12 protein-coding genes and 1 pseudogene are annotated in these 11877 nt (G+C 63.9%); 9 read left to right on the top strand and 4 right to left on the bottom strand.

What is annotated here, in order from left to right; translation table 11 throughout:
- The 3 genes from MOV75_RS12125 to MOV75_RS12115 form a co-directional block, all read left to right on the top strand.
- Positions 1–291, top strand: a 291-nt coding sequence (locus MOV75_RS12125) for an IclR family transcriptional regulator C-terminal domain-containing protein (protein ID WP_309486936.1), incomplete at its 5' end; no start/stop codon positions are given.
- Positions 288–632, top strand: a complete 345-nt coding sequence (locus MOV75_RS12120; protein ID WP_246923467.1) for a hypothetical protein — start codon at positions 288–290, stop codon at positions 630–632. The genes MOV75_RS12125 and MOV75_RS12120, both read left to right, overlap by 4 nt.
- 160 nt (positions 633–792) lie before the next feature.
- On the top strand, positions 793–1125 hold the full coding sequence (locus tag MOV75_RS12115; RefSeq protein WP_246923463.1) for a PRC-barrel domain-containing protein: 333 nt from the start codon (positions 793–795) through the stop codon (positions 1123–1125).
- A gap of 101 nt (positions 1126–1226) precedes the next feature.
- On the opposite strand, the gene MOV75_RS12110 is transcribed toward MOV75_RS12115, so the two are convergent.
- Positions 1227–1619 (bottom strand): group II truncated hemoglobin, encoded by a 393-nt coding sequence (locus MOV75_RS12110; RefSeq protein WP_246923459.1) that lies wholly within the window; start codon positions 1617–1619, stop codon positions 1227–1229.
- 144 nt (positions 1620–1763) lie between these two features.
- Complete coding sequence (locus tag MOV75_RS12105; protein WP_246923454.1) at positions 1764–2672, bottom strand: helix-turn-helix transcriptional regulator; 909 nt, start codon at positions 2670–2672, stop codon at positions 1764–1766.
- Positions 2673–2809: 137 nt separating this feature from the next.
- Between MOV75_RS12105 and MOV75_RS12100 the strand changes: the two genes are divergently transcribed.
- The 5 genes from MOV75_RS12100 to boxB all read left to right on the top strand — a co-directional run bounded on the left by MOV75_RS12100 (position 2810) and on the right by boxB (position 9197).
- Positions 2810–4351 (top strand): benzoate-CoA ligase family protein, encoded by a 1542-nt coding sequence (locus tag MOV75_RS12100; protein WP_246923450.1) that lies wholly within the window; start codon positions 2810–2812, stop codon positions 4349–4351.
- A 127-nt stretch (positions 4352–4478) separates the two neighbouring features.
- Positions 4479–5297, top strand: a complete 819-nt coding sequence (locus MOV75_RS12095) for an alpha/beta fold hydrolase (protein WP_246923448.1) — start codon at positions 4479–4481, stop codon at positions 5295–5297.
- Positions 5298–5315: 18 nt separating this feature from the next.
- On the top strand, positions 5316–5840 hold the full coding sequence (locus MOV75_RS12090) for a DUF309 domain-containing protein (RefSeq protein WP_246923443.1): 525 nt from the start codon (positions 5316–5318) through the stop codon (positions 5838–5840).
- Between the two features lie 117 nt (positions 5841–5957).
- Positions 5958–7646: a 2,3-epoxybenzoyl-CoA dihydrolase gene (gene boxC, locus MOV75_RS12085; RefSeq protein ID WP_246923440.1), complete on the top strand. Its 1689-nt coding sequence runs from the start codon at positions 5958–5960 to the stop codon at positions 7644–7646.
- A 99-nt stretch (positions 7647–7745) separates the two neighbouring features.
- On the top strand, positions 7746–9197 hold the full coding sequence (boxB, locus tag MOV75_RS12080; RefSeq protein WP_246923435.1) for a benzoyl-CoA 2,3-epoxidase subunit BoxB: 1452 nt from the start codon (positions 7746–7748) through the stop codon (positions 9195–9197).
- A gap of 158 nt (positions 9198–9355) precedes the next feature.
- On the opposite strand, the gene MOV75_RS12075 is transcribed toward boxB, so the two are convergent.
- On the bottom strand, positions 9356–10156 hold the full coding sequence (locus MOV75_RS12075) for an SDR family oxidoreductase (protein ID WP_246923432.1): 801 nt from the start codon (positions 10154–10156) through the stop codon (positions 9356–9358).
- A gap of 277 nt (positions 10157–10433) precedes the next feature.
- Positions 10434–11492 carry a polysaccharide deacetylase family protein gene (locus tag MOV75_RS12070; protein ID WP_247005802.1) on the bottom strand — a complete coding sequence of 353 codons (1059 nt, stop codon included), beginning with the start codon at positions 11490–11492 and terminating at the stop codon, positions 10434–10436.
- Positions 11493–11656: 164 nt separating this feature from the next.
- Here MOV75_RS12070 and MOV75_RS12065 point away from each other — a divergent pair.
- Positions 11657–11877 (top strand): annotated as a pseudogene (locus tag MOV75_RS12065) (OmpA family protein); the annotation flags it as partial.

Below are 11877 nucleotides of genomic sequence, written 5' to 3'. Positions count from 1 at the left end.
CGCCTGACGGCGATGACGGGGGAGGCACTGACGCCGCAGACGGTGACGGATGCGAAGGCGCTGCTCGCGCGCATCGCGGCCGACCGCGCGCAAGGCTATTCCCTGGTCGACCGCGAGGCCGAGCCGCATTTCCGCTCGATCTCGGTCCCGGTGCGCCGCTACGACGGCGTGATCGTCGCCGCCATCAACATGGGCGCCCATGTCGATCGCGTGCCGGAACAGGAATTGATCGATCGTTTCCTGCCGTTGTTGCGGGAAGGTGCGGAGAATGTAAGGGACAGGTTGCTATGAAAAACGGCGTGAAAAGCACACCTCTTCTTACGCTGACGCATATGGATACGGGTGTGAAGTTCTATCATCTCAATGATGAGAGAGCATTCTTTGAATGGTTGACGCGAATCCCGTGCGTGCAGAGTTGCGAGGGCGATGGCAATCGGGGTCTGGTTGTTCGGTTAAAGCGTCGGCCCGGAAACGACGACCTCAGACAATTTCTTGCGCTCTGCCGTCGCTATGGCGTCGATATGAAGCAATTGGCAAAATTCGAGACGACAAAAAATCGTGTCTGGTTTCGCGATCCACAGACGCCCTGGTACCGGGCAGTGTTCGGAGAACGATCCGCGCGGGGATCGTAGAGTAGATCAGCTGCTGTTGCCCGGGTGAGCGAAGCGAGACCGGGAACTTGTCGCGAAGCGGCCCGGATGTCGCTTCGCTTATCCGGGCTCGGCCGCATTCCCGCCGCCCCGAAACCGGTGCTATAATGGTCGCAAAGCACAAGAGATCAGGGAGGACGCCATGCAACACACCATGGTTCCCAGTGATCGCGTCGAGCACGTCACCGTCTACGGGTGTGACGGCAAGAAGCTCGGCACGATCGAGCGATTGATGCTCGACAAGGCGAGCGGGACCGTCGCCTACGCCGTGATCAAGACCGGCAGGCTGCTGGGCACCCATCACCATTATCCCGTGCAGTGGAGCGCTTTGAAATATGATCCGGGACGTCAGGCCTTTCAGGTCGAACTGACGCCGGAGCAATTGAGCAGCGGTCCCTGCGAAGTCGACGGCGATGAATTCGATTGGGGCGACCGCTCGCGGCCGTACCAGCATCCGAATTATTGGTCGATCTAAGTCGTGAAGCAGTCCTTGTAGCCCGGGCGAGCGAAGCGAGACCCGGGACAGCCGGCCGCAGAGTCCCGGATGTCGCTGCGCTCATCCGGGCTACGGCACCGTTACCGGTTGCGCATCCAGTCCGCGAGGCCGGACAGCGCCTTGTCGAGGTCCTGCCGCGCGGCGGCATCGGTGATCGTCTCCTCCATCGCGCCGCGCATGCAGAGCATCCACGCGTCGCGCTCGGCATCGCCGATGGCAAAGCCGATGTGGCGCTGCCGCAGCCGCGGATGGCCCTTCTCGGGAGTATAGAGCCGCGGTCCGCCGGTCCATTCGGTGAGATAGCGCTTCAGCACATCCCTGATCAGGCCGAGGTCGTCCGCATGCATGGCGCGGATGATCTGTGCCTCGGGCAGCGTGTCCATGCGCTCGTAGAAGCGGTCGACCAGGGCGTCGATCGTGGCACTGCCACCGATCCGCTCGAACGTGGAGGTGGTGATTTCGGTGGAGGTCATTCCTGAATTCCTGAAGTTGGCGGCTCTTCATATCGTCTGCATTGACGAAACGAAAAGGGATGCAAAGCGCTTCCGCGTGCTCAGCTGCGCTCCCTGCCCGCAAGGGGGAGGGAACGTAGCGGATATCGGAGCTAGCAGCTCGCCCTACAGCGCCACGCTGCGCAGCCCGAAGCTGCGCGCTTCGTTCTGCAGCACCGGCCGTACTGCATCGATCAGTCGTGCGGCCGCCGCATCGACCGACAACCCCGCGGTATCCACCACCGCCGTCGCGCGCGAATACAGCGGCTCGCGGCTCAGCAAGATGTTGCGCAGCTCCGCCATTGCGGAGCGATCGTCCGCCATCGGGCGCAAATCGCCCTGGCGGCGGACGCGGGCCATGTGCTCCTCGGGTTCGGCCTTCAGCCAGATCGTGTAGAACGAGGTCAGGATCTGGTCGAAGGTCAGCGGCTCGGAGACGATTCCGCCGCCGGTCGCCAGCACCATCAGCTCGTTGCGCGCGAGCAGCTGCTGCAGCGCCGCCTGCTCCATGCGGCGAAAGCCCTCCTGGCCGTAGAGCGCGATGATCTCGGCGACCGAGAGGCCGTTCTGCTGCTCGACCTCCTTGTTGAGCTCGACAAAACTCCAGCCGACCTTCTTCGCCAGCATCCTGCCGAGTGTCGATTTGCCGGCGCCGCGCAAGCCGATCAGCGCGATGCCGCAGAACGGCGCGCGCCGCGGCGCGGTTGCGCTGCCCCCAGTGAGCAGGTCCTTTGCCTGCGCAATCTGCGCAGGCGTCGCCTTGCGCAAGAGATCGCGAAACATCTGCCAGTCCGGCGTCGGATCGGCGGAGGGGAGCAGATCTTCGAGATGTGCGCCCATCGCGTCGGAGACGCGGCGGAGCAGCACGATGGAGACATTGCCCTTGCCGCTCTCGAGCTGCGCGATGTAGCGCTCCGAGATTCCTGATACCTTGGCGAGCACTTTGCGCGACATGCCGCGCAGCGCGCGCATCGTGCGCACGCGCTGGCCGAGCTTTTCGAGGAACTGGGATTCGGCGTCGGGACTGTCGGTCATGAGCCTTCTTTAAGGGATGTCTTCTTGAAGGGTGTCCTGCGGCGCATTTTAATGAAACATAATGCCTGTTGGCATTGACAGCAAGCCGCCGCAGTGTCTTTCTATGAATTATAATTCTAAATTCGGGAGAGAACTCCGTGAGCGAGGGATCCTATAACGCGGTGACCTGGCTGCTCGACCGGAACGTCGAGGAGGGCCGCGGCAACAAGCTGGCTTTCGACGACACCGTCTCGCGGCTCACCTATGGCGAACTGCAGCGCGACAGCCGCCGCGCCGCCAACATGCTGCGCCGGCTCGGCGTCCGCCGCGAGGAACGCGTGGCGATGATCATGCTGGATACCGTCGACTTCCCGATCGTGTTCCTCGGCGCGATCCGCGCCGGCATCGTGCCGGTGCCGCTCAACACGCTGCTGACCGCGGACCAGTACGCCTACATCCTCGCGGACTGCCGTGCGCGCGTGCTGTTCGTCTCCGAGGCGCTCTATCCCGTCATCAAGGACGTGGTCGGCCGCATGCCCGATCTCGAGCATGTGGTGGTGTCCGGCGCCAAGCAGAACGGCCACAAGCAGCTCACTGAGGAGATATCCGGCGAGAGCGACCAATTCACCACCGCCGTGACGCATCCGGATGAGCCGGCGTTCTGGCTCTATTCGTCGGGCTCGACCGGCATGCCCAAGGGCGTGCGCCACATCCATTCCAATTTGCAGGCGACAGCGGACACCTACGCCAAACAGGTGCTGGGCATCCGCGAGAGCGATGTGTGTCTCTCCGCGGCAAAGCTGTTTTTCGCCTATGGGCTCGGCAATGCGCTGACCTTCCCGATGTCGGTCGGCGCCACCGTGGTGCTGAACAGCGAGCGTCCGACGCCGGCGCGCATGTTCGATCTGATGAACCGCTACAACCCCTCGATCTTCTATGGCGTGCCGACGCTGTTCGCGGCGATGCTCAACGACGAGACGATGAAGAGCGAGCGCGGCGGCAAGGCCTTGCGCATCTGCACCTCGGCCGGCGAGGCGCTGCCGGAATCCGTCGGCAACAGCTGGAAGGCGCGTTTCGGCGTCGACATTCTCGACGGCGTCGGTTCGACCGAGCTGTTGCACATCTTCCTGTCGAACGCGCCCGGCGACATCAAATACGGCTCTTCCGGCAAGCCGGTGCCGGGCTATGCGGTGCGGCTCGTCAACGAGGCCGGCGAGGACGTCGCCGACGGCGAGGTCGGCGAGTTGCTGGTCGATGCGCCCTCGGCCGGCGAAGGCTACTGGAACCAGCGCCACAAGAGCCGCCGTACCTTCGAGGGACCGTGGACCCGCACCGGCGACAAATATGTCCGCGACACCGAGGGCCGCTACACCTTCTGCGGCCGCGCCGACGACATGTTCAAGGTCTCCGGCATCTGGGTCTCGCCGTTCGAGGTCGAGAGCGCGCTGATCACGCATCCTGCCGTGCTGGAGGCCGCCGTCGTGCCCGAGGCCGATCCGGAAGGATTGCTGAAGCCAAAGGCCTTCGTCGTGCTGCGCCCCGGCGCGACAACGACGGAGTTGCAGGAGGTGCTCAAGGAGCACGTCAAGCAGAAGATCGGCCCGTGGAAATATCCGCGCTGGATCGATGTGGTGGAGTCCCTGCCGAAAACGGCCACGGGCAAGATCCAGCGGTTCAAGCTGCGGGAAGGCGCGAATTAACCTCTCGTCATTCCGGGGCGATGCGAAGCATCGAACCCGGAATCTCGAGCCGCAAAACAATCTCGAGATTCCGGATCAGCTCGCGTTGCGAGCTGTCCGGAATGACGGAGTGAACGGGAACGACAGCATGACCAACCTCACCCCCACCGGCTTCCTCAGCATCGGCGACGCCAGCCTCGAATACAAATGGCTCGCGCCTGAGGTCGCGGACGCACCCACCATCGTCATGCTGCACGAAGGCCTCGGCTCGGTCGGGCTGTGGGGCGACTTTCCGGAGAAGATCCAGGCTGCCACCGGCGCTGGCGTCTTCCTCTATTCGCGTGCGGGTTACGGCCAGTCGAGCCCCGCCGTGTTGCCGCGACCGCTGGACTACATGCAGCGTGAGGCGCTGGACGTGCTGCCGAAGCTGCTCGATGCAATCGGCTTCAGGCGCGGCCTGCTACTCGGCCATTCCGACGGCGCCTCGATCGCAGCAATCTATGCCGGTTCACGTCAGGATCACCGCCTTCAGGGCGTTGCGCTGATCGCGCCGCATTTCATCGTCGAGGACATCTCGGTCGCATCGATCGCCGCGATCAAGACCAGCTTCGAGACCACGGATCTCAAGCCCAAGCTCGCGCGCTGGCACAAGGACGTCGACAATGCCTTTTACGGCTGGAACGGCGCTTGGCTCGACCCGAAGTTCCGCGACTGGGACATCTCGGAATATCTCGCCTATATCCGCGTACCCATCATGGTCCTGCAGGGCGAGAACGACCAATATGGGACACTGCGCCAGGTCGAAATTGCGCAGGAAGAGTGTTATTGCCCGGTAGATATTAAAGTCATTTCAGACGCGGGCCATTCCCCGCATCGTGAAGCGCCGGGGGCGACGCTTGACGCAATTGAGCAATTTGCAAAAGCGGCCCTGCGCGATGATCAGGGACTCGGGGTACGCGCCGCATGACCATGCGGAGGCACATTTATGAAGGTGCCTTCACATGCGACCGGCCCGTTGCCGTGGCCGCAATGGGCCTATGTCCCGGGAGAGCCCGGCGCGGCTGATGCGGATTCCGAGACGCTTTGTTTGGCCAAGGCGATGGTGCCATCGGCCTTCCGCGGCTACGTGCCGGCGCGCCATCCGGCGCTGCGCTACGGGCTTGCGCTCAACGACCGCGGCTATTTCTGGGAAGCACAGGAAGTGCTGGAGACAGTGTGGGCCGCAGCCCCGCAGAGCGGCCGCGAACGCATTCTGCTGCGTGCCTGCATCCACATCGCCAACGCGAATTTGCGGCTGCGTATGCAAAGGTCGCATTCGGCCGCGCGCTTGTTCGGCGATGCGCTGGCGGAGCTGATGGCACTGAGCTCGCGCAAGGCGGCTGCGGCCGGCGATGGCTTCGTCGAGACCTTCCCTGTCCCGGCCCTGATCGCGCTGCTCCAGGCCAAGCTCGGCCGTCCCCAACTCTCCAAGGCGGACTGGATCGCACTCGGGGCCATCGTGCGGTCCTGAGGCGCCATGAAACAAAATGCATGTGAGCCCGGTTAAGGGGTAGACGCGCTCAAAAAGATGCACTATTGTGCATCTAACGCTACGGCGATCATGCATAATCAAGCTCAGGGATGACCCATGGCCGGGGAAGATCGGCGCCTCGCAGGCGGCGCGACATTCATCGATTTCCAGACCGAACCGTCCCGCTACAAGCATTGGAAGCTGGCGGTCGAGGGCGACGTCGCGACGCTGACCATGGACGTCGACGAGAACGGCGGCCTGTTCGAGGGCTACCTGCTCAAGCTCAATTCCTATGATCTCGGCGTCGACATCGAGCTTGCGGATGCGGTGCAGCGGCTGCGCTTCGAGCACCCGGAAGTGAAGGTCGTGGTGATGCGCTCGGCCAAGAACCGCGTGTTCTGCGCTGGCGCCAACATCCGCATGCTCGCGGGCTCGACGCATGCCCACAAGGTCAATTTCTGCAAGTTCACCAACGAGACCCGCAACGGCATGGAAGACTCCTCGGAGAATTCCGGCCAGCGCTTCATCACCGTGGTGAACGGCTCGGCCGCCGGTGGCGGCTACGAGCTGGCGCTCGCGACCGACCACATCATCCTCGCCGATGACGGCGCCTCTGCCGTCGCCTTGCCCGAAGTGCCGCTGCTCGCGGTGCTGCCGGGCACCGGCGGTCTCACCCGCGTCGTCGACAAGCGCAAGGTGCGCCGCGACCACGCCGATTTCTTCTGCACCATCGAGGAGGGCGTGAAGGGCAAGCGCGCCGTGCAATGGCGCCTCGTCGACGAGATCGCGCCGAACTCGAAGCTCGAGGCCAAGATCGCCGAGCGCGCCAGGGAATTTGCAGGCCAATCGAAGCGCAAGGGCAGCGGCAAGGGCATCGCGCTGACGCCGGTCAAGCGTGTGATCGACCAGACCAGCATGCGTTATGGCTTCGTCACGGTCGATATCGATCGCACGGCCCGCATCGCCACCATCTCGATCAAGGCGCCCGAGGCCGCGCCGCCGGCCGACATCGACGGCATGATGGCGCAGGGGGCTTCGTTCTGGCCGTTGCAAGTGGCGCGCGAGATCGACGACGCCATCCTGCATCTGCGCATCAACGAGCTCGAGATCGCCATGCTGGTGTTCAAGAGCCATGGCGACCGTGCCCATGTGCTGGCCTGCGATGCCTTTCTCGAAACCAACAAGGCGCACTGGCTGGTCAACGAGATCCGTCATTACTGGAAGCGCGTGCTCAAGCGCATCGACGTCACCTCGCGCACGCTGGTGACGCTGGTCGAGCCCGGCTCCTGCTTTGCCGGCACGCTGGCCGAGCTCGTCTTCGCCGCCGACCGCTCCTACATGCTGATCGGGACGCGCCAGGGGGACAATCGTCCGCCGCCGTCGATCGAGCTCTCCGCGATGAATTTCGGCCCCTATCCGATGAGCCATGGCCTGACGCGGCTGCAATCGCGCTTCCAGGCCGATCCGGCCGATGTGGAGCGCGCGGAAGCGACGCTCGGCACCTCGCTCGACGCCGAGCAGGCGGAAGAGCTCGGCCTCGTCACCTTCGCGCTCGACGACATCGACTGGGACGACGAGGTTCGTGTGTTTCTCGAGGAGCGCGCCAGCTTCTCGCCTGACAGTCTCACCGGCATGGAAGCGAGCCTGCGCTTCGTCGGCCCCGAGACGATGGAATCAAAGATCTTCGCGCGCCTCACCGCCTGGCAGAACTGGATCTTCCAGCGCCCGAACGCGGTCGGCGAGGAAGGCGCGCTGCGCCGCTACGGCAGCGGCCAGAAGCCGAAATTCGATATGACGCGAGTCTAGCGAGTAGAGAGTGGCGAATGGCGAATAGGGATTTTCATTCGCCATTCGCTACTCGCCATTCGCCCCTTTAAACGAGCTAGTCCCCCACGGGAGGTCCACATGAACATGAACATCATGAACGTCGACTACTCGACCAAGATTCCCAACAACGTGAACCTCGCCGAGGACCGCCAGGTGCTGAAGGCGCTGGAGGGCTGGCATCCCGGCTACATGGATTGGTGGAGCGACATGGGGCCGGAAGGTTTCCAGGAATCACTGGTCTATCTGCGTACCGCTTACTCCGTTGACCCGCGCGGCTGGGCCAAGTTCGACTATGTCCGCATGCCCGACTATCGCTGGGGCATCCTGCTTGCGCCACAGGAAGAAAACCGCGTCGTGCCGTTCGGCGAGCATTATGGCGAGCCGGCCTGGCAGGAAGTCCCGGGCGAATATCGCGCCATGCTGCGCCGCCTGATCGTGATCCAGGGCGACACCGAGCCGGCCTCGGTCGAGCAGCAGCGCCATCTCGGCAAGACCGCGCCTTCGCTCTACGACATGCGCAATCTGTTCCAGGTCAACGTCGAAGAGGGCCGTCACCTCTGGGCGATGGTCTACCTGCTGCAGAAGTATTTTGGCCGCGACGGACGTGAAGAGGCCGACGATTTGCTCCGCCGTCGCTCCGGCGATGCCGATTCGCCGCGCATGCTGGGCGCCTTCAACGAGGCGACGCCGGACTGGCTGTCCTTCTTCATGTTCACCTATTTCACCGACCGCGACGGCAAGATGCAGCTCCACAGCCTCGCGCAGTCCGGCTTCGATCCGCTGTCGCGCACCTGCCGCTTCATGCTGACGGAAGAAGCCCACCACATGTTCGTCGGCGAGACCGGCATCACGCGCGTCGTGCAGCGCACCTGCGATGCGATGCGCGAGGCCGGCATCACCGATCCGACCGACATCGCCAAGGTCCGCGCGCTCGGCGTCATTGATCTTCCGACCATCCAGAAGAAGCTGAACCTGCACTACACGCTGTCGCTCGATCTGTTCGGCTCGGAGGTCTCGACCAACGCGGCCAACGCCTTCAACACCGGCATCAAGGGCCGCTATCACGAGACCCAGATCGACGACGATCACCAGCTCAAGAACGCGACCTATCCGGTGCTGAAGTTCATCGACGGCGAGATCAAGCTGGTCGACGAACCGGCGCTGACCGCGCTCAACATGCGCCTGCGCGACGATTACAGCCAGGATTGCGTCAAGGGCATGCTGCGCTGGAACAAGGTGATCTCGACCGCGGGCTATCAGTTCCAGCTCAAGCTGCCCAACGTCGCCTTCCATCGCCACATCGGCGAGTTCAAGGACGTGCATGCGACGCCGGACGGCCTGTTGATCGACGATGCCACCTGGGCGAAGCGCAAGGACGAATGGCTGCCCTCGACGGCCGACGGCGACTTCATCACCTCCCTGATGCAGCCCGTCACCGAAAGCGGCAAGTTCGCCTCCTGGATCTCGCCGCCGAAAGTCGGCATCGACAACAAGCCCGGCGATTTCGAATACGTGAAGATCGAGTCGTAGCGTCGGGCTTCGACGCTCTCGCAAGGCAAATGGTGTCATCGCCCGGCTTGACCGGGCGATCCAGTATTCCAGAGGCTGTCGTTGTTAAACCGAGACGGCGCGGCGTACTGGATGCCCCGGTCAAGCCGGGGCATGACAGCCGAGCTTGAAGCGGGGACCTACCCCGCGATCTCCAGCCCGGCATTGGCATACACCACGCCGCCATCCACCGCGATGGTGTTGCCGACCACGTAATCGCCCGCACGCGAGGCGAGATAGATCGCCAGCCCAGCCATATCCTCGTCGGTCCCGATCCGCCGCGCCGGAATGCGCTTTGCGACCTCGTCCGAATGGTCGCGCGCGGCCCGGTTCATGTCGGACTTGAATGCGCCCGGCGCGATGGCGGTGACGTTGATGTTGTCCTTGATGAGTTTCGTCGCCATGCGCCGCGTCAGATGGATCACGGCGGCCTTGCTGGCGGCGTAAGAATAGGTCTCGCCCGGATTGACGAAGATACCGTCGACCGAGGCGATGTTGATCACCTTCGCCGGACGTTCTGCGCCTGCGGCCGCGCGCAGCGGTTTCGCCAGGGCCTTGGTCAGGAAGAACAGCGACTTGACGTTGAGGTCCATCACCTTGTCCCAGCCGCTTTCGGGGAATTCGTCGAACTCGGCGCCCCAGGCAGCCCCCGCATTGTTGACGAGGATGTCGAGCTTCGGCTCCAGCTTGATGATTTCCCCTGCGAGCCTGTCGCAACCTTCGACGGTGGAGATGTCGATCGGCAGCGCGATGCATTCGCCGTCATATTGCGCGGTGAGCTCCTTGGCGGTCGCTTCGCACGGTCCGGCCTTGCGCGCGGTGATGTAGACCTTTGCGGCGCCGGCACTGAGAAATCCCGCCGCAATCATCTTGCCGATGCCGCGCGAGCCGCCGGTCACCAGCGCGACGCGGCCTTTGAGCGAGAACAGGTCGTTGAACATGAGGCCTCCCTTGGTTTGGCGTTGTTTTGAGCGGGGAGGGGAGGGGAGTCAAGGAAGGCGCCAGTGCGGCGCGACGGCGGAACGACCTACGCGGTGTCGTCCCCACCTAGTGCGCAATTGCGCACGGGCACGGGGACCCATAACCCCAGGGAGCAGTTTGGCGAAGATTCGGCGTTCGGTACTTCTACCAACCGCAATCGATAAATTCCGCGGTATGGGTCCATGCGCCCGTGCGCAATTGCGCACTAGGCAGGGACGACAGCGGAGATTGGAGCGCCTACGCCGCCGCGATCCGGCGGAAACCGTTCCACATCGCGGTCGCCGCGCCCGAGGTCAGCACCGGCAGGATGCGCGGGTCCTGGTAGTTGCCGTTGAGCGAGACGCGCGGCAGCGCGGTCATCTGGCCGGCATTGTCCGGGAACAGCATGCCGGGCCGCGTCGTCACCGCGGTCTTGAAGCCCGCCGTTGCAGCAAGGCCGAATTCGCGCATCCCCGCCGCCTCGCGGTCGCCATAGGGATAGGCGAGATGCAACACGGGACGCTCCAGCGCCTGCTCGATCCGCGCGCGGCTCGTGGCCAATTCTTGCGCGGCGATGTCTTCCGCCAGCTTGGCGAGATTGCAATGACTGACGCTGTGCGCGCCGATCGTGACCAGCGGATCGGCGGCGAATGTCTTCACCTCGGCCCAGGACAGGCAGAGGCTGCGGCACAGCGCGGCCATGTCGACGTCATGCGTCGTGCAGAGCGCCTCGATCTCGCGCGCCAGATCGTGCTCGCCCGGCAGCGCGCGCAGCCAGTCGTGCAGGCGGTCGAACGTTGCCTGCTTGGCCGCGGGCGTCGTCGCATCGAGCCGCAGCGCAGAATGGCCGATTCTGATGTCGATCTGCTCGGCCTTGGCGATCACGGCCTCCAGCGCCGCCCACCACAGCCGTCCGGTGCCCTCGGCAAAGTCGCTCGCGACATAGACCGTCAGAGGGGCGTCGAATTCGCGCAACACGGGCAGGGCATGGTCCAGATTGTCGCGATAGCCGTCGTCGAAGGTGAAGGCAGCGAAGCGGCGGTCGAACCGGCCCTGCACCAGCCGCTCATGCAGCTCGTCCATGCTGACGATGTCGATGTCGCGCGACCGCAAATGGCACAGCGTGGCGCGCAGGAATTCGGGGGTGACCTCGAGATGCCGGTTCGGCTGGAACGCGGCCTCACGGGCCGGCCGGACGTGGTGCAGCATGAAAATGGCACCGACACCCGACAGAAGCGGGCGCAGCAGGTGGTGCGCCCCGCTGAAGTAAAGTGCCTCCAGCCCGGCGCGGATGACGTTGTAACGCAGTTGTTTCATGACCGGCTGGGGGGCTCTGGCATTCCGCTTTCAACTTACGGAAGAACCCTTGAAGAAAAAGTTATTCCGATTGTCCAGGCGATGCCTTCGGAAGGGCACCATTTCCGGTTTGACAGCCCGCCAAGGGTTTGTTTTGTCTCCGGTTCCAGAGTTCGGGTCGTCGAATGCAGAAGCTTTTCAGGTGGGCCAGCAAATGGTGGCCGGGGTTGATTCCCCTGGCCGTCATGTGGGGATTTGCGGCCTGGAATAATACCTTACCGGTCGAAGCCGACCTGTCGGCCCGCAGCACGGCCGCGCTCAAGGGCACCGTTCTGGACAAGACCCGGATTGCGGTCGACGGCCGCGACGTCAGCCTGGCCGCGGACGCCTTCTCCGAGGAGGGGCG

Source organism: Bradyrhizobium sp. PRIMUS42, assembly GCF_023006515.1.
Lineage (GTDB): Bacteria > Pseudomonadota > Alphaproteobacteria > Rhizobiales > Xanthobacteraceae > Bradyrhizobium.
This window is presented reverse-complemented; position numbering and strand designations above follow the sequence as displayed.

What these genes read in the sequence shown, in the direction of transcription:
- MOV75_RS12120 (WP_246923467.1), top strand. Translation starts at nt 288, where the DNA reads ATGAAAAACGGCGTGAAAAGCACACCTCTTCTTACGCTGACGCATATG.
- MOV75_RS12115 (WP_246923463.1), top strand. Translation starts at nt 793, where the DNA reads ATGCAACACACCATGGTTCCCAGTGATCGCGTCGAGCACGTCACCGTC.
- MOV75_RS12110 (WP_246923459.1), bottom strand. Translation starts at nt 1,619, where the DNA reads ATGACCTCCACCGAAATCACCACCTCCACGTTCGAGCGGATCGGTGGC.
- MOV75_RS12105 (WP_246923454.1), bottom strand. Translation starts at nt 2,672, where the DNA reads ATGACCGACAGTCCCGACGCCGAATCCCAGTTCCTCGAAAAGCTCGGC.
- MOV75_RS12095 (WP_246923448.1), top strand. Translation starts at nt 4,479, where the DNA reads ATGACCAACCTCACCCCCACCGGCTTCCTCAGCATCGGCGACGCCAGC.
- MOV75_RS12090 (WP_246923443.1), top strand. Translation starts at nt 5,316, where the DNA reads ATGAAGGTGCCTTCACATGCGACCGGCCCGTTGCCGTGGCCGCAATGG.
- boxC (WP_246923440.1), top strand. Translation starts at nt 5,958, where the DNA reads ATGGCCGGGGAAGATCGGCGCCTCGCAGGCGGCGCGACATTCATCGAT.
- boxB (WP_246923435.1), top strand. Translation starts at nt 7,746, where the DNA reads ATGAACATGAACATCATGAACGTCGACTACTCGACCAAGATTCCCAAC.
- MOV75_RS12075 (WP_246923432.1), bottom strand. Translation starts at nt 10,156, where the DNA reads ATGTTCAACGACCTGTTCTCGCTCAAAGGCCGCGTCGCGCTGGTGACC.
- MOV75_RS12070 (WP_247005802.1), bottom strand. Translation starts at nt 11,492, where the DNA reads ATGAAACAACTGCGTTACAACGTCATCCGCGCCGGGCTGGAGGCACTT.